Source organism: Sulfurospirillum sp. HTRB-L1 (assembly GCF_059415125.1).
Genome location: NZ_JCAHZR010000002.1, coordinates 234,018 through 256,368 on the forward strand (window position 1 = coordinate 234,018; position 22,351 = coordinate 256,368).

General features: G+C 46.2%; 22 protein-coding genes. All 22 read right to left on the reverse strand.

Going from position 1 to position 22,351, the window contains the following annotated elements:
• Positions 1-2 precede the first annotated feature (2 nt).
• The 22 genes from dxs to AC5SLM_RS03980 all read right to left on the reverse strand — a co-directional run bounded on the left by dxs (position 3) and on the right by AC5SLM_RS03980 (position 22,351).
• Positions 3-1,835: a 1-deoxy-D-xylulose-5-phosphate synthase gene (dxs, locus tag AC5SLM_RS03875; RefSeq protein WP_495249618.1), complete on the reverse strand. Its 1,833-nt coding sequence runs from the start codon at positions 1,833-1,835 to the stop codon at positions 3-5.
• 19 nt (positions 1,836-1,854) lie between these two features.
• Complete coding sequence (fliH, locus tag AC5SLM_RS03880) at positions 1,855-2,631, reverse strand: flagellar assembly protein FliH (RefSeq protein WP_495249619.1); 777 nt, start codon at positions 2,629-2,631, stop codon at positions 1,855-1,857.
• On the reverse strand, positions 2,631-3,659 hold the full coding sequence (gene fliG, locus AC5SLM_RS03885) for a flagellar motor switch protein FliG (protein ID WP_495249620.1): 1,029 nt from the start codon (positions 3,657-3,659) through the stop codon (positions 2,631-2,633). The genes fliH and fliG overlap by 1 nt, the downstream gene beginning before the upstream one ends.
• A complete protein-coding gene (gene fliF / locus AC5SLM_RS03890; RefSeq protein ID WP_495249621.1) occupies positions 3,659-5,368 on the reverse strand; it encodes a flagellar basal-body MS-ring/collar protein FliF in 1,710 nt (569 codons plus the stop codon). The genes fliG and fliF overlap by 1 nt, the downstream gene beginning before the upstream one ends.
• A gap of 12 nt (positions 5,369-5,380) precedes the next feature.
• Positions 5,381-6,484 (reverse strand): histidinol-phosphate transaminase, encoded by a 1,104-nt coding sequence (gene hisC, locus AC5SLM_RS03895; protein ID WP_495249622.1) that lies wholly within the window; start codon positions 6,482-6,484, stop codon positions 5,381-5,383.
• A 1-nt stretch (position 6,485) separates the two neighbouring features.
• Positions 6,486-7,556, reverse strand: a complete 1,071-nt coding sequence (gene pheA / locus AC5SLM_RS03900; RefSeq protein ID WP_495249623.1) for a prephenate dehydratase — start codon at positions 7,554-7,556, stop codon at positions 6,486-6,488.
• Complete coding sequence (locus AC5SLM_RS03905; RefSeq protein WP_495249624.1) at positions 7,553-8,326, reverse strand: HAD-IIA family hydrolase; 774 nt, start codon at positions 8,324-8,326, stop codon at positions 7,553-7,555. The genes pheA and AC5SLM_RS03905 overlap by 4 nt, the downstream gene beginning before the upstream one ends.
• The gene (gene lysA / locus AC5SLM_RS03910) at positions 8,317-9,516 is read right to left on the reverse strand and encodes a diaminopimelate decarboxylase (protein ID WP_495249625.1); all 1,200 of its coding nucleotides are present in this window, start codon (positions 9,514-9,516) and stop codon (positions 8,317-8,319) included. The genes AC5SLM_RS03905 and lysA overlap by 10 nt, the downstream gene beginning before the upstream one ends.
• 82 nt (positions 9,517-9,598) lie before the next feature.
• Entirely contained in the window at positions 9,599-10,663 is a 1,065-nt protein-coding gene (locus AC5SLM_RS03915) for an LptF/LptG family permease (RefSeq protein ID WP_495249626.1), read from the reverse strand.
• Entirely contained in the window at positions 10,660-11,223 is a 564-nt protein-coding gene (gene pth, locus AC5SLM_RS03920) for an aminoacyl-tRNA hydrolase (RefSeq protein ID WP_495249627.1), read from the reverse strand. Before pth ends, AC5SLM_RS03915 begins: the two co-directional genes overlap by 4 nt.
• 9 nt (positions 11,224-11,232) lie before the next feature.
• The gene (locus AC5SLM_RS03925) at positions 11,233-11,769 is read right to left on the reverse strand and encodes a 50S ribosomal protein L25/general stress protein Ctc (protein WP_495249628.1); all 537 of its coding nucleotides are present in this window, start codon (positions 11,767-11,769) and stop codon (positions 11,233-11,235) included.
• 77 nt (positions 11,770-11,846) lie between these two features.
• Complete coding sequence (locus AC5SLM_RS03930) at positions 11,847-13,037, reverse strand: type IV pilus twitching motility protein PilT (protein ID WP_495249629.1); 1,191 nt, start codon at positions 13,035-13,037, stop codon at positions 11,847-11,849.
• A gap of 9 nt (positions 13,038-13,046) precedes the next feature.
• The gene (locus AC5SLM_RS03935) at positions 13,047-14,033 is read right to left on the reverse strand and encodes a transaldolase (protein WP_495249630.1); all 987 of its coding nucleotides are present in this window, start codon (positions 14,031-14,033) and stop codon (positions 13,047-13,049) included.
• 9 nt (positions 14,034-14,042) lie between these two features.
• Positions 14,043-14,666 (reverse strand): phosphoserine phosphatase SerB, encoded by a 624-nt coding sequence (gene serB / locus AC5SLM_RS03940; RefSeq protein ID WP_495249631.1) that lies wholly within the window; start codon positions 14,664-14,666, stop codon positions 14,043-14,045.
• A gap of 60 nt (positions 14,667-14,726) precedes the next feature.
• Positions 14,727-15,224 (reverse strand): chemotaxis protein CheW, encoded by a 498-nt coding sequence (locus tag AC5SLM_RS03945; RefSeq protein WP_495249632.1) that lies wholly within the window; start codon positions 15,222-15,224, stop codon positions 14,727-14,729.
• A 4-nt stretch (positions 15,225-15,228) separates the two neighbouring features.
• Positions 15,229-17,532, reverse strand: a complete 2,304-nt coding sequence (locus tag AC5SLM_RS03950; RefSeq protein ID WP_495249633.1) for a hybrid sensor histidine kinase/response regulator — start codon at positions 17,530-17,532, stop codon at positions 15,229-15,231.
• Positions 17,533-17,543: 11 nt separating this feature from the next.
• Complete coding sequence (locus AC5SLM_RS03955) at positions 17,544-18,494, reverse strand: chemotaxis protein (RefSeq protein ID WP_495249634.1); 951 nt, start codon at positions 18,492-18,494, stop codon at positions 17,544-17,546.
• Positions 18,487-19,236, reverse strand: a complete 750-nt coding sequence (locus AC5SLM_RS03960) for a UDP-2,3-diacylglucosamine diphosphatase (RefSeq protein ID WP_495249635.1) — start codon at positions 19,234-19,236, stop codon at positions 18,487-18,489. Before AC5SLM_RS03960 ends, AC5SLM_RS03955 begins: the two co-directional genes overlap by 8 nt.
• A complete protein-coding gene (gene argC, locus AC5SLM_RS03965) occupies positions 19,226-20,242 on the reverse strand; it encodes an N-acetyl-gamma-glutamyl-phosphate reductase (protein WP_495249636.1) in 1,017 nt (338 codons plus the stop codon). The genes AC5SLM_RS03960 and argC overlap by 11 nt, the downstream gene beginning before the upstream one ends.
• Before the next feature lie 9 nt (positions 20,243-20,251).
• Positions 20,252-20,740: a transcription elongation factor GreA gene (gene greA, locus AC5SLM_RS03970; RefSeq protein ID WP_495249637.1), complete on the reverse strand. Its 489-nt coding sequence runs from the start codon at positions 20,738-20,740 to the stop codon at positions 20,252-20,254.
• Positions 20,741-20,771: 31 nt separating this feature from the next.
• Complete coding sequence (lpxB, locus tag AC5SLM_RS03975; RefSeq protein WP_495249950.1) at positions 20,772-21,818, reverse strand: lipid-A-disaccharide synthase; 1,047 nt, start codon at positions 21,816-21,818, stop codon at positions 20,772-20,774.
• A 92-nt stretch (positions 21,819-21,910) separates the two neighbouring features.
• Entirely contained in the window at positions 21,911-22,351 is a 441-nt protein-coding gene (locus AC5SLM_RS03980; RefSeq protein WP_495249638.1) for a universal stress protein, read from the reverse strand.

Below are 22,351 nucleotides of genomic sequence, written 5' to 3' on the forward strand. Positions count from 1 at the left end.
ACCTAATAATTTTTACTACCTAGGTTATTTTTAAGTTTCCTTGCTATTGCCTCAACAGAAATCCCTAAATCTTCCTCCACTAAAGAAGTTTTTCCGTGCTGGATAAAAGCATCCGTATACTCAAAACTCTCTAAAGCTACCGTAGAAATCTCCTGAGAAAATAACCATTGTGCCAAAATAGACCCCACCCCGCCACGTTGGGCAGAATCGCTAAAAATATACCAACGGTGATAACGGGCCGCCAATGCCAACAAAAGCGCCTCATCAAGCGGTTTGATAAATTTCAAATCCACCAAGGCAGGATTCATCACACCTGCTAAAAGTTGCTTGGTTGCCCATGCTCTTCCCACCCCTTTGCCATACCCAATAAAAACTGCGTCTTCACCTCTCTCAAGTACCTCTCCCTTGCCAAGTTCAAATACACTCCCTTGGTGCTCTCCACACTCAATAAAAGCGCCGCGAGGATAGCGAAAAGCGCAAGGTCCCACATGGGCGTACGCATAGTCTATGGCGTAGCGCATGCTTTGAGCACACCGAGGCGCAAAAAGCGTCATATGGGGAATGGGGTGTAAAAAAGAGATGTCAAAGGCGCCTTGATGGGTTTCGCCATCCTCGCCCACAATGCCCGCGCGATCAATAGCAAACGCAACATTGAGGTTCATCAAACAACAATCGTGGATAATCTGATCGTAGGCACGTTGCAAAAATGTGGAATAAATGGCGATAAAAGGCTTAAATCCCTCTTTTGCCATCGCTGCCATGGAAGTCACTGCATGCTGTTCGGCAATGGCGACATCCCAAAAACGCTCGGGGTATTTTTCGATTAATTTATCCATCCCTGTGCCACTTGGCATCGCCGCGGTAACACCCACCACGTTTTCATGCAAGGTCGCAAGGTCCAATAGTCCTTCACTAAAAAGCTCCGTGGCACTTTTGGAAGATGCCGCCCCTAGCGACTCACCACTTTTTAAATCAAACGGCCCCACCCCATGCCATTTTTCATAATAGCCTTCTGCTTTTTCGTAGCCTTTTCCTTTAAGGGTTTGCGCGTGTATAATCACCGGCTTGCCCATCTCTTTGGCAATTTGCAGTGTTTCTATGAGGGACTCTAAATCATGCCCATCCACTGGCCCAATGTACTCAAGTCCCAACTCTTCAAACAAAAGTCCTGGGGTAATAAGCTTTAAGCTTTCTTCAAATTTTTTTGCCATATAGGTCGCACCCTCAGGCAAATAGGTTAAAAATTGCTCCATTTTTTGTTTAATTTTTTGGTAAAACTTTCCTGCCATGGCTTGGGATAAATACTTACTCACCGCGCCGATGGGCTTAGCGATGCTCATTTCATTATCGTTTAAAATAATCACCACCGGGTATTTTCTATCTCCTAACTCATTTAGCGCTTCAAACACCATTCCAGCGCTCATAGATCCATCCCCAATGAGTACTACAGGAAGGCGGTCTTCTTTCTTGAGGCGGATTGCCTTAGCAGCTCCAATGGCCAAGGAAATGGAAGTCGAACTGTGGCCTGCAATAAAATAATCACAGGATGACTCTGTGGGCTTTGTATAACCGCTGACACCGCCAAATTGACGCAGGGTATCAAAACTGTCCCATCGCCCCGTGAGGAGCTTGTGGGCATAGCACTGGTGGCTCACATCAAAAATAAAGGGGTCTTTTTCTACGTCAAACACATAATGCATTGCTACCGTGAGTTCTACTGCCCCAGTATTTGAACTCAAATGCCCTCCGTTTTTACTCACAGTTGCTAAAATTTTTTCACGGATTTGCTGACATATTTCCTTCAGCTCTTCATGGTTTTTTTGCTTGATATTCATTTGCCCATCATCCTTCGCGTTACTCTTTCATCATCTGTTTGATTTTTTCCAAACGTGTCGAAATCGTTCCGTCAATATTGCCCACATCGCTTAAAATAATTACGCCGCCCTCGGCCACCGCATCATCAGTCCCTACATGTATATGTTCAAAACTACCATACGCCTCTTTTATACTTTCATAATTCTTTGGATTAACACGCACTTCTAATTTTGTTGCATCTTCAAGTTCTTTCATGAGTGCCTTTGAAAGAGCTAAAGCAACCGCTGTTGCATGGTGGGTAATCTCTTTTTTTACCACTTCTTTAGCAACATCAATAGCCGTTTCAGAAAGCTCTGTTTCGCTTTTTTCTAAAAATGCCTTAAAATGCTGATGCTCTTCTTCCAAGAGGTGCAAAGAACGGGAAAATTGCGTTTGCAATACCTTCATGGATTCGCGCTGCTCTTCCTGAGCTTTTGCATACCCCTCGGCAGCACCGTCTTCTTTGGCACGGCGTATTTCCTCACTAAGGCGCCTTTCAAATTCTGCTTCTTGGTTTTCGATTTTAATTTGAAGTTTGACGATATTTGTCGAGAGCTCATCGGTTTTTTTAAGCAACTCTTCCACAAATGCAGATTCAATAGGCTTAACAGGCTCTGGCGCGGAGGGAAGGGGCTCTTTTTTGGCCTCTTGTTCCTTTTTTTCTTCTTCCGTTTCTATTTTTTGCTTTGGCTCAAGGGTTGTTCCTAAAACCTTAAAACGGTAGGGCTCCACGTTGTGGTCATGCATGTTTTTTGAAGAAATTACACTGTGTATCATTACTCAACCATCTCTTCGGTTTCACCCACTTGCAAGATACCCTGCTCGGCCAATTTTTGCACTTCGTCCACCACGCGTCTCTGTGCTTCTTCGACGTCTTTTACCCGAACGGCTCCTAAAAATTGCATCTCTTCTAAAAAGGCCTCAGAAGCCCTTTGGGACATGTTTTCCATGAATTTATTACGTAGCTCTTCCACGGCCCCCTTAAGGCCAATCATCAAGTCTTTTTTATCTGCAACTTTCAAAATCTCGCGAATGGCGCTGTTGTCAAGCTTCATAATATCTTCAAAGGTAAACATCATCTCTTTAATGATGGTTGCAAGCTTCTCATCAGTTTGTTCAATGTAGCTAATGGTCGCTTTGGAAGCTTTTTGGCCTAGTCTATTAAGGATTTCTGCCACGGCACGTGGACCACCCACTTCCACTTTATAAGAGGTAAGAGACTCAAGCTTGCTCTCTAGTACCGCCGAGACCCGCTTAATGACCGAAGGAGAAATATCCCCCAAATTAGCCATACGAATGGTTACCTCACTGCGCAACTCATCAGGGAAAAAGGAGATGGTTTCTGCTGCACTTGTGGGATCCATGTGTGCCATAATCAACGCGATAGTTTGTGGGTGCTCGTTGATGATAAAATCTGCTAATTGTTGGGGTTTAATTTGCGAGAGGTACCCAAAACTTTGCGTATTCTCCATGGATTTTGCCAATTTATCCAAAATCTTTTGGGCCACTTCAGGGCCAAAGGTTCGGTATAAAATCTCTTTGGCGTACTCCATACCCCCACTTCGGATAAACTGATTGGATTGTAAAATAGCGTAAAACTCTTCAAGTACCGCTCCTGCCACCTGCCGGTCAATATTTTTTACCGTAGCAATGTAGCGGGAAATATCTGTAACAATATCTACATCCATGTGAGAAAATAGCGTTGTTGCCGTATCTTCGCCCAATTGAATCATGAGTATTGCCACTTTCTCAGGCATCGTGAGTTCATTGTATACCAGTTGTTGCTGATCGCTTAATTTAATCATTAGCCATCCTTCCCTTGCGGCCCGTATTCTGTCTCGCTCTTAATCATCCCTTGCAACAAGCTTGCCACATCCTCACCACGATCGTTCACCATGGTTTTTAACTTTTCCAAGAGTACATCATAGCGCAACTCTTCTTCGTTAAAATCATCCCCAATGCCAAGCTGTTCCTCCACTTTTTTGCGCGCTTGTCGAAATTTCTCCAAGGTATCTTCTGCTGTTTCATCATCATCCACTTCTTCTAAAGCCTTAGAGAGCTCTGCTGCCTCATCCTTGGTTTCAATCATGCGTTCGCTGAAAGGAAGGATAATTTTTTTATAGAAAATAAAGAGAAGAATACCCACAAACAGATATTTCAAGAACGGAAGAAGCGGCTCAAGATAGTAATAGGCGGTGCTCACGAGGGTCTTCGTTGGCGCCACTCGTCCATCAGGCTGTAGCGGCTTAAATTCAAAATTACTCACCGTTACTTCATCACCCCTTGTTTCTTGGAAACCAACGGTTTGGCGCACAATCGCTTCAATACTTTGAAGCTGCTCAGGGGTAAGGGGAACAAACTCTAATTTTCTCACACCATCCTCGCCAGTACGAAACTCATACCTCCCATCCACAACAACCGCAGCACTCACACGATTAACCGTTGCAAATTGTCCTTTAATGTTGGTGACGCGTTTAGAGATTTCATAATTTGTCGTGGCGGAGCTTTTGCTTTGTTTTTCGAGCAATTGATCATTTTCAATCCCTTCCACGGGACCGATATTGCTCACAGCACCCGGAACGCCGCCCACTTGTGCAGGGCGTCTTCCTTCTCGGTTTTCTTCAATGAATTGCTCACTTCGAGGCACAGACTCGGGGTCGTACTCTTCGCTCGTACTCTCTTTTCTAGCAAAATCAAAATCAATATTAACCTTCGCAACCACCCTATCAACACCCCCAATAACGGGTGCGAGAACGTTGGTGATTTTACGCTCATAGGCTGATTCAAAATCACGCTTGTATTTGATTTGGTTTTGAATGAGTTCATTTTCATATTCGCCCTCATTGTCTCCCAAGGGAACGCCATCTTGATTCACAATCTTCACATTCTCAGGAGTCATCCGCACCACCGAAGCGGCAACTAAATTTTTAATCCCTGTGATTTGATTGGGTGAAAGGCGCATACCAGGACGAAGTTCTAGGACGACAGAAGCCGTGGGGGGAGATTGTCTTTCGGTAAACACACTTTCTTTGGGAATAGCAATATGCACCCCCGTGCGCTCAATAGGCTGAAGGTTTTCAATGGTGCGCGCCAACTCGCCCTCAAGGGCCCTTAAGTATTTAATTTGTTGCTCAAAATCCGTTGCACCAAATTCACTCTTATCAAAAATCTCAAAACCAACCTTGCTGTTTTTTGGAATCCCTAAAGCAGCAATACCGATGCGTTCTTTGTAAACCACCTCCGAGGGAACCAATACGGTTCCCTCGTTGTGGATTTTATAGGGAACTTTACGCAATTCTAACTGTTGGATGATTAAGGCAGAATCCGCAGCGGATGTGTTTTCAAACAAAACGCTATACCCCGCGTACCCTGAAGACTTTCCACCCTTGTAAAAGCTCAAAAACACCAAAAAGCCGATTACAACAGCAATGGACACTGCCGCCACAATGCGTTGTCGCAAGGAGAGCGTTTGAAACAATGAACCAATCTGGTGGAGTAGTACCTTAACGTCCATTAGACTCCCATCTTAACAATATGCGCGTTTAAAGATTTCAAAAAACCGACTGTTTTGCTCTGGTGTACCGATGGTTACTCGCACAGCGTTCATCCCGTATGCGGAGAGGTCACGGATAATTATACCTTTTTCAAGGAGGGATTGGGCAATTTTTGAGGCACTTTTTCCCTCAGGAAAGGCGAGAGTGATGAAATTGGTGTAGCTCTCAATAAACTCAAATCCAAGTGCTTTTGCCTCTGTTTCATACCGTTTCATTTCACGAAAATTCTCTTCCATACACTGGGTCACAAAGGCCTCATCCCTCAATGCCTCAATGGCCGCTTTTAGGCTTAACGTAGTGATATTAAAAGGAGGGCGCAGCTTGTGCAAGGTGTGAATAAGCCCCGCTTGTCCAATCCCATAACCGCACCGCATCCCTCCTAGTCCATAGGCTTTTGAAAAGGTCCCAAGGTAGAGAACGTTGGGAAATTCTTCGATTAGTGCCTTAGGGTCAAGCGCTTTGGCAGGATCTTTAAAGGCAGCATACTCTTGGTACGCCCCATCCACGACCACTAGGATATTGGGGTCCACCTCTTTTAAAAACCCTTTGACTTCTTCTGTGTCAATTCCCTCTCCCAAGGGGTTATTGGGAAGGCACAAAAAGAGTACGCCAATTGCCCCTTTGTGTGCAGTAAGCATGGCTCTAAACTCATCCAAATCGTGCATTTTAGAGGGAGTTTTAAAAATGGTTGCACCCGTTTGCTTGCCATAGATTTCATACATCGCAAAGGTGACGCCCGCCATTAAAATCCCCTGATTTGGGTTGGCCTTGGCGTGTAGCGCAAACCCAATCACTTGGTCACTTCCTGCCCCAATAATCACGTTCTCTTTTCCTACGCCAAAGCGTGAGGCAAGGCCTTCCTTGAGCTCGTACATACTATCATCTGGGTACAGATGTGCCCGTGTGCTTTCTTGTTGAATGGCCGCCAAAACCCGCGGGCTGCACCCGCGCGGATTTTCATTGCTCGCTAGCTTAATCACATCACCTGAACTGATGCCATACTCTCTCACCACAAGCTCAATGGGCTTGCCTGCCTCATAATTTTTCAAACCATCCAATACGGGGTTGAACGTCATCTTATTCTCCTGCAACATAGCTCCCTAGCCATTTGATTTGGTGTTTATTTTGGTTTTCTTTGAGTACATTTTGGACATTTTCATCGTCAATATGCCCTTCAAAATCCAGATAAAAAATCGTCTTAAATCCTCGCTCTTTGGCGGGTCTGGATTCGATTTTGGTCAAATTTACTTTGCTGTTTTGGAAGGATTGTAAAAACTCCACCAAGCCACCAGGCTTGTCGTCTGTTTTGGCAAGAACGGAGGTTTTATTGCGCACCCCTGGCTTATTTTTAAAATCGCTCAAAATCAAAAAACGGGTTTTATTGGCAAGGTTATCTTCAATTTTTCCAAATAAAATGGGCACGTTATAAAGCTTTGCGGCAATGTGTGAGCAAATCGCTGCGGCCTCAGGGTCTTCACTGGCACGCTTTGCTGCTTCGGCGGTGGATTTTGTAGGGATAAATTCCACCTCAAACAATTGGTGCTCTTCTAAAAATTTTCGGCACTGGTTATACCCTTGGGGGTGAGAGTAGATGCGCTTAATCCCTTCTATCTTTTCTGTCTTTGTGGCAAAAGAGTGGTGAATGTCCATGTAGATTTCTGCTACGATTTTAATCTCATCGTAATTTCCCAGACAATCAAGGGTTTCTCCCACCGCCCCTTCGGTGTTGTTTTCAATGGGCACCACGCCGTATTTGGCCTCTTTATTGGCTAGCACACGAAACACGGCTTCAACAGAACTCAAAGAAAGGTAATTCCCCATGGCCCCAAAACGGCTTTGGGCAACTTGGTGGGTGTAACTTCCCTTGGGGCCCAAATAGGCCACTTTCTCAGGCATTTCAAGGTTACGGCTCACCGCAAAGATTTCAAAAAAGATGGCTTCGATAGCCGCGTCATTTAGGTTGCCATCGTTGATTTTTTTCAAACGGTCTAAAATCTCACGCTCGCGCTCTGGGCGGTAGATTGAGGTGCCGCTAGTTTGTTTCAAAAGCCCGATGGCTTTAACGGATTTCATGCGTTCATTTAGCAAGGCAATCAGCTGGTTATCAATCGCGTCAATCGCGGCGCGGTAGGTTTCAATTTGATTCACACCCTCTCCTTTAACACTTCTGCTACCGTGGCGTATACCCCATCAATACTCTCTTTAATAGGGGTGATTTCTGCTGCGTTTTGGCATTTTCCACTTAGCACAAGCACGGTTTGCATCCCCAAAGCCTTAGCCCCAAGCAAATCACCCTTGGCATCATCGCTAATCATACACACATCTTTCCACGCAAGAGTCGCTTCTTGCGCGCGCAACACGGCTAAAGCGCTCTCGTAAAAAGCGGGGCTAGGCTTTCCAACCACCCGAGTTTCACGACTCGTAGCATAGGCAAGCATGGCTAAAATAGCCCCCACACCAGGGTATTTGCGCCCGTTTTTAGCGTACACACTCGTACCGTGCATTCCCACCACCGCCGCGCCTTTTAACGCCGCCTCAATCATGCTTGCAAAGGCGGTTGCATCAAAGGCTGTATCGCTGGCAATCAACACGGTTTTGGGCTCTTTTGCTTGGGTGGCGTACCCTTTACATGTAAGGACTTTTTCAAACGCCTTGGGTCCAAAGGCTATAACTTCTTTTTCTTTTACTACCGTATCTAGCACCATAAAAGGGTCCAAATAATGCTTTACATGTAACCCTTTTTCATGCAAGAGTGCCAAAAAATCTTCGCTGTTTTCTTTGGTATTGTTGGTCACAACACAATAAGGCGTCCCTGTGGCATTGAGGTGGTTAATGAGCGCGCAAGCTCCGGGTAGGGGAGATTTGTCCACGTCACTCAATAGCGTGCCTTGCACGTCTACTAAGTACCCTACAGGCATGCTTCTTCCAAGGCAATAAGGGTTTCAAAGGTTTCTCGCTGGCGAATCAGGCGGTCGGTTCCTGCCTCAACGGCCACTTCTGCGGCGCGCCCTCTGGTGTTGTAGTTGCTACTCATGGTAAACCCGTACGCTCCGGCACTGTGAATCACCAGTAAATCATTATGTTTTGTGGGTGAGAGCAAAACGTTTTTGGCAAAAAAATCACCACTTTCGCACACCGGTCCAACGATATCTGCCAAAGAAGCTTCCCCTTCGCCTCCGAGTAATTCTACGCGGTGGTAAGCTTGGTAGAGGCTAGGGCGAATCAAGTCGTTCATAGCACCATCCACCACTACAAAACGTTTGCCAGCATTGGTTTTTTCATACAACACGCGGGTTAGAAAGTACCCGCAATTGCCCACTAAAAAGCGCCCTGGTTCGCACACCAACGTCACATCTAGCCCCTTGAGTGTGTTTAAAATCACTTGGGCGTAATTGTACGGGTCAATGGTTTCTTCTTGGTCGTATCGAATCCCAAGCCCGCCGCCTATGTCAAAAAATTTCAGTTTGATTTCAAGGGCTTGAAGGCTTCGCACGAGGTCTGAGACAACCTTCGCCGCTTCATAAAACGGTTCCAAATCTGTAATCTGAGAGCCAATGTGAAAGTGGATGCCCACAGGTTCAAGAACACGAGAATGTTTGGCATAAATATAAAGCCGCTTGGCCACGTCCAGCTCTACTCCAAACTTGTTTTCATGGAGCCCTGTGGAAATGTAGGGGTGAGTTTTAGGGTCTATGTTGGGGTTTACGCGGATGCTAATGCGGGCAATTTCGCCCAAGGATGCCGCAATGGCTTCAACGCGGTGCATTTCTGCTTCGCTTTCAAGGTTTAGCATCAAAATGCCAAGTTGCAACGCTTCTTGGATTTCTTCATCCTTTTTGCCCACGCCGCTAAAAATAATCTTATAGGCAGGAATGCCTGCTTTTAACGCGCGTTTTACTTCGCCGATGGACACACAATCGCACCCAGAACCAAGCCCTGCTAAATGGCGAATCACCGAGAGGTTTGAATTGGCTTTTAGCGCGTAACACACGAGGGATTTGCGTGCTTTAAAAGCATTTTTAAGTGCCGTGTATTGCGTGGTAATGGCATCAAAGTCATAGACATAAAGGGGGGTTTTATAGTGCTGCGCTAGCGCCTCAAACTGCATGAAATTCCTTGTTTGGGTAGGTCAAGCTCTCATTTTACTAAAAGTAGGCTAAAACTAAGTTAACAGCGCGCGCTTTGCACCCTTACCGATGGCGGTAAAAGAGCGATAAAGCAACCCCTCCCATCAGTAAAATAGGAAGAGCGATGCCAAGTTCTGGCAAGATGACCCCTGTGGCGGAAAATTTACTGAGCACAAAGAGCAACCCCCACGTGCTTAAGGTGACAATCACAAAAATAAAACTCAAGAAAGCCAAGTTAAAAAAGCGCGCGGAAGCGGGGAGGAAAAAATACAAAATAACAAGCATTAATGGAGCAAATAAAGGAAAAAGTACCATGGTATACAGCGAGGTTTTAACCCCTCTAGTATCAATGCCCTGGGCGGAAAAAAAGCGCAAGGCGTCTAGGGCATCGGTAATGGAAAGGGCAATGCCTCCTTGGTGAGCATTTTCAATAATCTTTGGCTTAAAACCCTTTAGCGCGTTTGTGTGGGCCATCGAAGTAATGTGAAGCCCTGTGTCCTCTAGGGACTTTACCGTGGGTTTTTGGGTGACTATCACATCTTCAAGTTGCCATTCGTTACGTTGAAATACACCCCTTGCTGCTTCTGTAACGCTTTTTAACTGGGTTCCTTCTACTTCAAAAATTTTAATCCCTTGCGCCTCTTGCTTAATGGGATCAAGGGTGGCAATGTAGACATAGCGGGTTTCATATTTTAAAAACAAATCCGATGAAATAGGCGCGATGTGATGGTTTTTAAGCAAATGGCTACGGTACTCATACGCGTACACAAAAGGGGTAAAGTTGAGGCTGATGTAAGCACCCGTTAAGACCATGGCACACACAAACAAGGGTTGGAGCAATTGGGCTTTGGAAATGCCTGCAGCGTACATACAGATGAGTTCATTAGAGCGAATCATGGAGAATTTTGAAACAATCATGGCAAACACAATCGCCAAAGGAAGCGCATAATTCACCGCGGTAAGGGCATTGAGTGAAACGTACAACAGCTGCAAGTTTGCGGAGGCGGGCAAGTCTTTAAAATTGGTGATTAAATCCACGCCGGCATAGAAAAAAACAAGTCCAAGAAAAATAATAAAGACGTTTTTCAAATAAACGACGCCCACATAGCGTTGGTAAAGTTTTGTCATGAAGTGCACATTCCTTTCTTACATGTAAAGGCCGCAGTGACTTCTGCGGGAGAGCTTTTTTGCAAGGCTACCATGGCATTTTTTGCATGGTCAATGACTTTTTTTAAACACGGGTGCTCTTCTTGCCTAAACCCTTGCAATACATGGGAAACTACAGCCTCTTTAGAGGCGGGCTTCCCAATTCCAAGGCGCATGCGAAAATACTCCGCCCCAATGTGTTGGTCTACCGACTTTAGCCCGTTATGTCCACCGTGTCCACCGCCTGTTTTAAAACGCACAACACCCAACTCAAGGTCCAAGTCATCGTGTATCACCACTACATTTTCTGGCTTAAAATAATCACATACCGCGCGAACACTTTCACCCGAAAGGTTCATGTAGGTCATGGGTTTTAAAAAAAGAGCTTGGGAGGTTTTGTACAATTCCCCTTTAAATTGGGGCTTTGAAATAGAGGTGGTGGGTTGGTCAGCGATGAGGGCATCGATGACCATAAACCCGATATTGTGGCGTGTGTTGGCGTAGGCTTGTGTGGGATTACCAAGCCCCACGACCAAAATCACACGTTAGCCTTATTTGGCTTTGATAACCCCAAGAACAGCAATACGATCTGCATCCAACATTTCGATGGTCTCAGGGGTTTGCATGTCACGCACTAAAATTGTGTCGCCCACATCTAACTTGCTCACATCTACAGGAAAGAAAGCAGGAAGATTTTCCGCCTTGCAGCGTACGCTTAAGCGTTTTTTAGATTGTACTAAAACACCTTTGTTTTTTAAGCCAACTGGCGTACCAACAGGCTTAACAGGTATCATGTATTTACCCACAACACCTTCTTGTGCTACTTTTAAATCTACATGTACCAAGCGGCTTGTGAGTGGGTCTTTTTGGTACTCTACAATCACGACTTGTAATGTCTGTTCGCCAACTTTGACAGGGAACGCTAACGTCTCTTTTTTGCGAACGACTTTAATAAACTCGTTCTCTTTAAACGCTGCATTGATATTGTTAAATCCCTTGCCATAAATGTTAGCAATTAGATAACCATCTCGTCTTAGAGCTTTCGTGCTCTTCTTCTCGATACTCTCTCTAATGATACCTTCCAACATAGTGTTGATCCTTGTGAAAAATTGAGGGTTGGATTATAGCAAGTTTCCCTTAAAGAAGAACTAAAGCTACCAACGCCTTAAAGTTTTAAGCGCAAAATATCCGTATCAACACGCGTTTGGTCATAAAACTCTTCGCGTTTGGCACTTTTTTGCTCCGTCTCTGCATCGTAAAATTCCAGTTTCATCTTCAAGTCACTAGGAGAGCTGGCATTTAGCACAGCTTCTTGGAAGGAAATGTGGTTTTGTGCGTACAACTCTAATAAGGCTTGGTCAAAGCTTTGGGATTTGTACGCCTCTTTGCCCTCTTTAATGGCGTCTAAAATCTCATTGTCGCGGCCTTCTAAAATCAACCCTTCTACCCGTGCATTTTTCACAAGAACTTCCACCGCAGCCATGCGTCCTCCTGCCTTAGTGCGCACAAGGCGTTGGGAAACCACCCCTTGCAAGACCGAAGAGAGGGACATTTTGATGCGGTTTTGCTCGTTTCCTGGAAACATACCAATGATGCGATTAATGGTCTCCTTTGCGTCCACCGTGTGGAGGGTTGAGAGCACAAGGTGGCCTGTTTCTGCCGCGTGGAGGGCGGTTTCTACGGTTTCAAGGTCACGCATCTCACCCACCAAAATCACATCAGGGTCTTCACGCAACGCAGCCCGCAGTGAGTCGGAAAAATTTAACGCATCTTGCCCGATAGCCCGTTGGTTGATGATGCATTTTTCATCTTTATACACATACTCCACGGGGTCTTCGATGGTGATAATATGCTTTTTCCAGGTTTGGTTAATGTAGTTAATCATGGAGGCCAGGGTGGTTGTTTTTCCACTTCCTGTCGGTCCTGTCACCAACACCAATCCGCGCGTTACACCGCAAAATTTTTCCACGATGCTAGGAAGATGCAAGGATGCAAAGGTAGGCAATGTGGAAGGAATAGTCCGAAAGACGCCCGATACGCCATCCACTTGAAAAAAAAGATTGACACGAAAACGGTATTCTTCGTTGAGTTTAAAGGTAAAATCAATGTTTTTTTGCGCAACCAATTCAGGAAAACGCGAACGCAACAATTCTTTGGCCAGCATCAGCCCATCTTGATGGGTCAAAATATCATGGGAGAGGGAAACAATTTCACCGTTAATTCTTCCACGAATGGTTGAGCCCGTCTTTACATGTAAGTCGCTTCCGTTGAGTTCAATGAGCCTAGCGAGGTAATGTCTTAATTTCTTGGTCTGTTCAAAGGTCAGTTCACTAATGTTTACTTCTGCTAGCGCCATTGTCTCTCCTTAATGCAAGGTATGAAGTAGTGCGTCAAAGGCTTGGAAAAACGCCTCAAGCCCCTCTTTCATCAAGGTTTCATAAACCTCTTCCATAACCACGCCCGCATCAGCAATTTCTTGAAAATACGCTTTGATGTGCGTGTCGCTAAAAGGCACCTGTGGCGCCTTGGCACCTGTGCTTAAAAAGGCCTGGAGTGTTTCAAGAGGCGCTGTATTGATGGCATTTGGAAAAAGTAAAGCATGCACATAATAATCCGCACGCACCCCTTCGCCTTTAACGCCCGTACTGGCAAACAAGCACCGCACATGGGAAAGCCCACGCTTCTCAATCAAACGATAAATCTTCGTTGCATTCATCACGCCCACTGTAAAAGGCGCCATGGCATGCTGGGCCAAAACAGGGTCCAACAGGCGGTCAAAGCGGCTCACAAACACGCTAATCACACCCTTGGGTGCTCCTTTTGTGCAAGCCTTAGCACCTGCCTCAAACGCATCCAAACACCCCTGAGCTTGCGCGGGAGAAAAGACCAAGGTCGCATTGACGTGGATTCCCTCGCCCATGAGCGCCTCCATGGCCTCAAACCCCGCCTTAGTAGCAGGCACTTTGATCATCACATTGGGCATGCCAATGGCCGCAAAAAGGCGTTTTCCTTCGGCAATGGTTCCTTTGGCATCATCGCTTAAGAAAGGGTCCACTTCAATACTGATAAACCCATCATCATCCGCTTCGTACTGGGGTAATAAAACCTTGGCAGCTTGCTTAATATCTGCAATAGCAAGGGTTTCGTAAATCTCTTTGGGCGGCTTCCCGCTGAGGGATTTTCTTGCGTCTTGGTAAGCAGGAGAGGTAAGAAACGAGGTTTTAAAAATAGCAGGATTGCTCGTAGCACCATTGATGTTACCGTCTTTAATAAGCGCTAAAAAGCCTTGGGCTAAAAAGTTTTTTTCGACAAAATCACACCACAGCGAAAAACGTTCGTTCGTCAAGTACATAGGGTATCCTTAGAGGTAATTCAAAATCTCATTTAAGTCTTTGCGGTCCACAATGGCATTGGCCGCTTGTTTTAAAATGGGTTTGGCACAAAAAGCCACCCGCGTCCCCGCATGGGCAAACATAGAGCGGTCATTGGCCCCATCGCCCACCGCCATGGTTTCTTCTTCTCTTACATGTAAGAGGGTTTGGAGGGTTTTAAGCATCTCTCCCTTGGAGGTATCAAACATCATTTCACCCCCCACAAGCCCTGTGAGCTTGCCTTCTTTTACATGTAAAACATTGGAAAAGTGCGCATCAAATCCAAGCTCCGCTTGCGCAACTCCAGTGGCGCTCTTAAACCCGCCACTAAAAACAACCACCTTGATGCCCTTGGCTTTTAGTGCCGCGATACACGCTTTTGCATGGGGCATGTAAGGAAGGGTGGCACAAATTTCATTGACCCTCTTTTCCTCTAAGCCTTTGAGCAAGCCCACACGCTTGGTGAGGGACTCAAAAAAGTCCAACTCCCCTTGCATCGCCTTTTCAGTAATAGCACTCACTTGCGCACCAAGCCCCATGGGTTTCGCCAAAAAATCAATGGTTTCGCCATCCATCAACGTGGAGTCAAAATCAAAAACACATAATTTTATCATTATTAGTAGTATTCCTTGTTTAAAAGTAGAAAGAAGTGGCCGTTTAAAAACGGCCAAAAACTAGAAGTCGCGTTTTAGAAGTGCCTCTACACGCAAAATAGTCAAGATGCTCTCTTCACGCTTCCCAATGCCATAAATCATTCCCTTATCTGCGTGAAGGGTTTGAGGTGCGGGGTCAATGCGGTCTTGGCGAATCCGAATCGCTTCAGTCAGGCGGTCAATCACAAAACCTGCGATATTGTTTTCCCCTTTCATGACAATGTAGCGCGACTCTTCCCCTTGCTTGGAAGCGTCAAGATTAAACTTTTTGCGCAAATCAATCAGTGGAATCACATTGCCCCGAAGGTTAAACACCCCTAAGACATAATCAGGCACACTAGGCACCCGCGTGTACTCGATAGGCTTGATAATCTCTTGAATATTTAACATCGGAATGGCATACTCTTCGTCACTCACGATAAACCCCACCAACTGAATCACTTCCTCGCGATTTTTTGCTTCGGGGTCAGCTACCTGTTTTTGCTGTTTTTGCAATATGTTATTTAGTTTATCATTCATCGTGCTACTCCGATAGTTTGATATTTTTGCGCACTACGTTCTCTAGATACTCAGGAGAATAAGGCTTGGTGATATACTCTGTCATTCCCACCTCAACGCCACGCAAGCGGTCGGATTTTGATGTACGCGACGTCACCGCAATCAACGGCAAGTTTTTATACTTGGAGTATTTGCGAATCTCTCCCGCTAATGTATAGCCATCCATACGCGGCATTTCAATGTCAATAAGCACCGCATCAATACTGTGTTCGCCTGATTTGATGATATTGAGCGCATCAAGGCCATTAGCCGCTTCAATGGGCGTAATACCAATGGGTTCCATGGATTTCATCATGATATTGCGGTCCATTTTACTGTCATCTACTACCAAGATTTTATAATCGCTTGGTTTGGTTTTGTGCGCCAAACTCTCTTTAGCTGCCGCGCGAATATCGACCTTAATGCCTTTGGCCATTTCCATCAACGCCGCCACGTCTACAATAAGCGTCACGCGGCCATCCCCTCGAATGGTTGCTCCCGCAATCCCTTCAATGCCTTGAAGGTAATCCCCCATGGACTTAATAACAATCTCTTCTTGGCCCACTAAGGTATCCACAATCACGCCAAGTTTTGATTCGGCTAAGCCAATGACCACCACATAGGTCATGTCGCCGCCCTCAAACACTTGCTTCACCCCAAACACATCCGAAAGGCGGACAAGGGAAAGCACTTCATCGCGCAAACGTAAAACGTTTTTGCCTTCAATAGTGTAAATGTTTTCGATAGGCACGCGCACGGTTTCAAGCACTGAAGCCAATGGAATCGCGTAGTACTCCTCTTGGGCCCCTACTAACAAGGCTTGAATAATCGCAAGGGTGAGCGGAATTTTAAGCTTCATGATGGTTCCGCGTCCCACTTCACTGTCAATGTCAATAATACCGTTGAGTTTTTCAATATTGGTGCGCACCACATCCATGCCCACCCCGCGACCCGAAACGTTGGTCACTTGCTTGGCCATGGAAAACCCTGGCTTAAAGATGAGGGCGAAGGCTTCTTTATCACTCATATTGTCGGCTTCACGCTCAGTGATAATGCCTTTTTCAATGGCTTTTGAACGTAAAATATCCGCATCCAACCCTTTACCATCATCGGTAATTTCAATGACGATGTGGTTGCCTTCGTTGTAGGCTTTAAGCTCGATAAGTCCTTTTTCAGACTTGCCCAGTTTTGCGCGCGTTGCCGCATCTTCAATCCCATGGTCGCAAGAGTTGCGAATCATGTGCACCAACGGGTCGCCAATCTCTTCAACGATAGATTTATCTAATTCGGTATCTTCGCCTGAAATTTCCAAATCCATGGATTTACCAAGCTCGCGGGAAAGGTCACGCACCATGCGAGGAAATTTATTAAAGACCTTTGCAATAGGCAACATCCGTGTTTTCATGACCGCGATTTGCAAGTCTGTGGTAACAATAGAAATGGCCGAAACTACTTGATTGAGTTCTTCTAAAAACTGTTCGCCCTCATAGCGCTCTTCCACGTCATCGTAAATCTTAATAAGGCGGTTTTTGCCAAGTACCAACTCCCCAATCAGATTCATCAAATCATCCAAGCGCTTCACTTCTACGCGGATAGTTTGTTCAACAACTGCGGCCCCTTTCTTAGCAGGCGCGCTTCGCTCTTCCGAGGGAGTACGCGTGGGCTTAGCGACCACTACCTCTTCGTCCTCGTCCGCTTCTTTAGCGGCCGCTTTTTTAGGCGCTTCTTGTTTTTTCTGCGCGCGTCGTTGCCTGTCTTCTTCTTTACGTTGCTTCAACAAGCGCTCGATTTCTGCTTCAACCTCATCATCGTTCATGCCTGAAACGTCCACTTCTTCTTCGGGCTCTTGTGGGGCTTGCGGAGCGGGTGTTTCTACCTCATCTGCCGCAGGGATGTCATCGCCCTCGGACACGGCGGTGAGCCGTAAGCAAATATCATCAATCTCGATACCCACATCCACATCATTGCCATGGTCTCGAATGCCATGCAACAAGGCTTTCATCATATCGATAGATTCCAACACCACGTCCATCACTTCTGGGGTTAGTTTTAGCTCAGCCCGTCTGGCCTTGTTGAGCACATCTTCCATGTGGTGTGTCAGCCGTGTCAAAATGTCAAAATTTAAAAAGGATGAAGAGCCTTTGACCGTGTGTGCCACACGAAAAATACGGTTTAGCAACTCTAAATCATTAGGCCTCGCCTCTAACTCCACCAAGTCTTGGTCAATCTGCTCAATCAGCTCAAAGGCTTCGACCAAAAAATCTTCGAGAATTTCTTGAATATCTTCCATGATTCCCACCTCTACTCTGGAGCTTTAATATGTGCTTTGATGACCTTGGACACTTCTTTGTAAAAGATCGCTGCATCAAATTTTGTCAAATAGGCTTCGCCGCCCGCCTCTTTTCCGCGTAATTCACTAAAATGGTCACTGATTGAAGAGTTAAAGACAATAGGAATGCTCGCAAACCGTGGGTCTTCTTTGAGGTTGGCCGCAAAATGAAACCCGTCCATTTTTGGCATTTCCACATCGCTCACGATAATGCGCAGTTCTTTTTTAAGGTCTGCGCCATAGACTTCATAGAGTTCTTCGATTTTCTTCATGCCATCGATGCCATCTTTGGCTTCAATGACCTTAAGACCCATTTTATTAAGGGCATCGTGCACCAATTTGCGCGCTATGGTGCTGTCGTCTAAGATGAGTGCCGTTCCTATAACTTGCTCGATATGAAAGTCGTTTTCGTCTACTTTGGGCTTGTAGATGCCCAATTCTTCCACAACACTCTCAAGGTCCAAGATGAGCAACACTTCGTCGTTTTCAATCCGCGTCACGCCGGTAATCTGACTACGATCCAAGGCGCCCACACCCGTTGCAAAAGAGGCAGGTTCAATGTCATCCCAACTGATGCGCCGAATGCGTTTGGCTTCGTGGACAATAAACCCGATGAGAATATTGCTAAATTCCGCAATGATAATCCGAGGCTTGATGTTCATTTGGGTAGGTTCTTGGATGTTCATCCATGTGGCAAGGTTTACCACAGGAATCACCACACCCCGCAAATCAAAAATTCCTTCAATGTATTCAGGAACACCAGGGAGTTCAGTGAGGTTTGGAATCTTGATGATTTCCCGGACTTTGGCGACATTCACGCCATAAATCCCCTCGTACACGCGGTCTTTTTCTTGCTTAAAAATGCGAAAATCGACCAATTCCATTTCGTTCGAGCCCACTTTGAGCACGTTATCGTCAAACATTGTTGCCCCTTAAATACTGTTTGGCACAGTGTATGCTGTTGGCGCATTGTACAACAAAATAACTTTGGTCACACGCAAAACTCGGAAAGTTAATATATTGCCTCTTTTCTGGCACTTCAAACACCACTCCTTGGTGAAAATGCCCTTCCAAGACCGCCACGCATCCTTGCAGTGGATAATGGGTGAGTCGTGCTTGTGTCAAGGGTTCAAAATTTTCAAGGGTTTTGCAAATGTGCTTTTGGCCCAAAAACCGGAGCAATTTTTTAGAAAGGGCGTTGTTGGTGTGCGTATCGCACCATTCAAGTACGCGCAAAAGGCCGTGGGAGCGAATCAGACGTGTGTATAAAGGGTGCAAACCCAAGCCATACTTATCCCCGTGTAACACCAAGGCTTCCCCTGCGGATGTCTTTACATGTAAGGGTTGCAAACCAATGGGAATAACGTGCACGTGGGAAAAAACACTAGAGAGGTTAAAGTCGTGATTGCCCTCAAGATAATACACGGGAATCTTTTGTGCCATCGCATCAATACGGCCAATCAATGCACGGTGCAATGTGGTCGTGTAAGAGATGTCCCCCACAAGCAAGTCAAACATATCCCCCATGAGAAAGAGTTGGGGAGGCAGGGGAATGCCCCCCGCTTCAAGTTCTAAAAAAAACCGATGTAAAAAGTCCCGTTGCGCGTTTTCGTGTGCATCGGCAATAAAAATTGCCCCAGTTTCAAGAGTAGGCTTAGGGCACATAGCTAAGGGTTGGAATCCCCATGTATTCGTCTAAACCGCACACAATATTGGCATTTACCACTGCTTGAGAAGAGGCCCCACGCAGTAAGTTGTCGATAGAGGAAGACAAAAACAACACCCCCTCTTTTTCTTTGGCAAAAATGTCACAAAAATGGCTTCCTGCGGTTGCTTTAAGGCTCACAGGTTCACGGCGGATGCGCACAAAGGGCTCGTTGGCGTAGTATGCTTCAAGCACCGCAAGGGGGTCGATGCTTTCGCTTAACTGCACGTACGCATTGACCAACATGCCCCGTGTTACGGGGATGAGCTGGGGCACAAAGCAAACTTGTTTTTGTTCCCCTGAGTGTTTGAACAACTGCTCTTTAATCTCGGGTTCGTGGCGATGGGACAAGGGATTGTACGCCATCATATTTTCATTGATAGAAACAAATTGCGTCACAGGATTGGGCTTTTTTCCCGCCCCTGAAATCCCACTTTTGGCATCCACAATGATAGGCGTGTTGGGGCGCATGTAAGGCAAAAAAGGTACGAGGGCCAACAATGTCGCGGTCGGGTAGCACCCTGGATTTGCTACCAATGACGCCGAAGCGAGGGGTTTGCGGTAAAATTCTGGCAACCCGTACACGGCGTGAGCAAGGTTTGTTGGGTCTTCATGTGGACAATAATGGGCTTCGTACACCGACTGGGTCAAACGGTAATCCGCCGAAAGGTCAATCACCTTCACGCCCAATGCCAAAAGCTCCTTGGCAAATCCCATAGACGCTTGGTGAGGAAGTGCCAAAAAGGCCAAACTGGCCACCTTTGCGATGGCATTTGCGTCGCTTTTTTCCGCTTTGCCACTCACCACGTTTTTCAAAGAGGGATGCATCGCGATAATCTCTTCGCCCCCTTCACTTGTGCCCACATAACACACCTTAAAGCGGGGGTGAACGGTTAAAATCTTTAATAACTCTAGCCCCGTGTATCCGCTTGCACCAATAACGGCGACGTTGATTGTTTCTTGCATGGCTTCTCCTTACTCAAAAACGATAGTTTGGTACACGACCTCTAGTACTTCGTACTCTTGGTCGCCCGCTGGCAACCTAACGGTCACCTCATCGCCTTCTTTTTTTCCCATTAATTGCTTTGCCAAAGGTGAGCCCACGGAGATGAGCCCACGCTCTAAGTTGCTCTCTGTCACCCCTACGATGGTGTATTTGATGGTCGTTTCGGTTTGCAAATTTTCCAAGGTAACGGTTGAGCCAAACCGAATACAATCGTGTTCATACGCACACGGGTCTACGATCTTTGCACGGCTCAATAGATTGCTTAATTCGTGAATACGCGATTCAATAAACGCTTGTTTTTCTTTGGCGGCGTGGTATTCTGCGTTTTCTTTTAAGTCGCCATGAGAACGCGCGATGTCAATCTCTTGGACAATCTGAGGACGTTGCACTTTTTTAAGGTCATTAAGTTCTGCTTCAAGTTTTTCATACCCATAACATGTCATTGGTTCATGTTGCATATCCATTTCCTTCTCATAAAAATAAGGGGTATTATACCCTAATCATTGCAGCAACGTGCTCTGCGCTTCCGTGTTCTAGCAAGGCGCCAAGGGCCTTGGAACGCTCCAAAAAGACGCTACCATCCATGCGCGCATACGCCTCAAGAAGGCTTTGCACGCACACGGCATCTTGGAGTAATTCTTCGTGCAAGGGTGCTTTTCCCATAAACCCAAGGATGATATTGGCAAGGCCAACATAAGGGAGCTTAACCAAGCGCTTTGCCACCGCAAAATCAAACCAATGGGCGCGATAAGCAAGCACAAAAGGGGTGCCAATGAGCGCTGCTTCTAGGGTAGCTGTTCCTGAGCACACGAAGGCAAAATCGCTCTCAAAGAGTGCTTTATGGGTATTAAAAACGGGCGTAAAGCCGGTGATGTCGCCATAAAGCGCAGGGATGGTTTCGGGGTCAATAAACGGAGGGATGACCAGTTGCGCTTCTTTGTCAAGACGGCTTGCCACTTCTTTGAAAAGTGGCATCAACCTAGCGATTTCTTTGGGACGGCTTCCGGGCAAAAAAGCGATTTTTCCCTTACATGTAAGGGAGGTTTTCACCTCTTTGATTTCATCAAGTAAGGGGTGGCCCACAAACACAGCAGAAGGATACCAACGGGACTCAAAGGGTAAAATCGACGCAAGGTTGTCGCAATAGGCTTCCACTTTGGCAGCGCGTTTAGCCTTCCACGCCCACACTTGAGGGAGAATGTAATAGGTGATTTTTACCTGCGGATGGGCTTCTTTGATGGCTTTTGCCAAGGGGAGGTTAAAAGCGGGTGAATCAATCAGCAACACACGATCCACGGTTTTTGCCAAGGCCACCAACGCCTTGATAGCACGCTTTGCCATAGCAATTTTGGGCACCACGTCCAAAAATCCCATCACCGAAAAATCCGATGAAGGCAAGTGAGGCGTGCCAAAACGTGGGTCAAAAATCCCAAAAAGCTCCACAGGCCCAAGCGCGTTAAGGACGGGTTCAAGGTGAAGATTGGCCGAGGGCTCTAGGGCACTAACGAGCAGTTTCATTGGACGTGCACGCCGTATTGTAAAACCACCCTCATCAGACACTTAAAAGCGAGCACGAAAATCCTTTGGAAAATTTTGGAGCATTATAACAAACCCGCGGTAAAGAACCCTCACACCACAAGCACAGGACACTGAGCAAGTCCTGCGACTTTTTGAGACACGCCGCCCAAAAGATAACCGCTCAAATCCCCCTGCCCTTGCGTCCCAATGACAATCAAATCAATCTCATTGCTTTTTGCAAAGGCTAAAATCTGCTTTGCCACCTGCCCGCCACGCACAAACCCCCGCACCGCTTCTACGCCATGGGCCCTAGCGCGGGCTTTGCCTTCTTCTACAATCTCCTTAGCATACGCACTGAGTACAGCATCCAAGCTTTCTGGATTTTTAGAGCCCGAAGCCATGGAAAAAGACCGCTCCATCGCACTGTGATGGCGGAAAATCGATAAAATCATTATCTGGCCCTTGTATGTCTTGGCCACTTCACACGCCACATCCAAGGCTTCAAAGGCAAGGTCCGAACCATCAATGGGCACTAAAATTTTCGTAAACAT

Excerpts from the sequence above, each read along its gene's own strand:
- AC5SLM_RS03935 (WP_495249630.1), bottom strand. The coding sequence starts at position 14,033 with ATGTACTTGACGAACGAACGTTTTTCGCTGTGGTGTGATTTTGTCGAA.
- AC5SLM_RS03960 (WP_495249635.1), bottom strand. The coding sequence starts at position 19,236 with ATGTGCCCTAAGCCTACTCTTGAAACTGGGGCAATTTTTATTGCCGAT.
- greA (WP_495249637.1), bottom strand. The coding sequence starts at position 20,740 with ATGCAACATGAACCAATGACATGTTATGGGTATGAAAAACTTGAAGCA.
- serB (WP_495249631.1), bottom strand. The coding sequence starts at position 14,666 with ATGATAAAATTATGTGTTTTTGATTTTGACTCCACGTTGATGGATGGC.
- lysA (WP_495249625.1), bottom strand. The coding sequence starts at position 9,516 with ATGCAGTTTGAGGCGCTAGCGCAGCACTATAAAACCCCCCTTTATGTC.
- AC5SLM_RS03950 (WP_495249633.1), bottom strand. The coding sequence starts at position 17,532 with ATGGAAGATATTCAAGAAATTCTCGAAGATTTTTTGGTCGAAGCCTTT.
- AC5SLM_RS03905 (WP_495249624.1), bottom strand. The coding sequence starts at position 8,326 with ATGCCTGTAGGGTACTTAGTAGACGTGCAAGGCACGCTATTGAGTGAC.
- argC (WP_495249636.1), bottom strand. The coding sequence starts at position 20,242 with ATGCAAGAAACAATCAACGTCGCCGTTATTGGTGCAAGCGGATACACG.
- AC5SLM_RS03980 (WP_495249638.1), bottom strand. The coding sequence starts at position 22,351 with ATGTTTACGAAAATTTTAGTGCCCATTGATGGTTCGGACCTTGCCTTT.
- hisC (WP_495249622.1), bottom strand. The coding sequence starts at position 6,484 with ATGACGTTCAACCCCGTATTGGATGGTTTGAAAAATTATGAGGCAGGC.
- AC5SLM_RS03930 (WP_495249629.1), bottom strand. The coding sequence starts at position 13,037 with ATGGCGCTAGCAGAAGTAAACATTAGTGAACTGACCTTTGAACAGACC.
- AC5SLM_RS03925 (WP_495249628.1), bottom strand. The coding sequence starts at position 11,769 with ATGTTGGAAGGTATCATTAGAGAGAGTATCGAGAAGAAGAGCACGAAA.
- dxs (WP_495249618.1), bottom strand. The coding sequence starts at position 1,835 with ATGAATATCAAGCAAAAAAACCATGAAGAGCTGAAGGAAATATGTCAG.
- fliG (WP_495249620.1), bottom strand. The coding sequence starts at position 3,659 with ATGATTAAATTAAGCGATCAGCAACAACTGGTATACAATGAACTCACG.
- fliH (WP_495249619.1), bottom strand. The coding sequence starts at position 2,631 with ATGATACACAGTGTAATTTCTTCAAAAAACATGCATGACCACAACGTG.
- AC5SLM_RS03945 (WP_495249632.1), bottom strand. The coding sequence starts at position 15,224 with ATGAATGATAAACTAAATAACATATTGCAAAAACAGCAAAAACAGGTA.
- AC5SLM_RS03915 (WP_495249626.1), bottom strand. The coding sequence starts at position 10,663 with ATGACAAAACTTTACCAACGCTATGTGGGCGTCGTTTATTTGAAAAAC.
- AC5SLM_RS03955 (WP_495249634.1), bottom strand. The coding sequence starts at position 18,494 with ATGTTTGACGATAACGTGCTCAAAGTGGGCTCGAACGAAATGGAATTG.
- fliF (WP_495249621.1), bottom strand. The coding sequence starts at position 5,368 with ATGGACGTTAAGGTACTACTCCACCAGATTGGTTCATTGTTTCAAACG.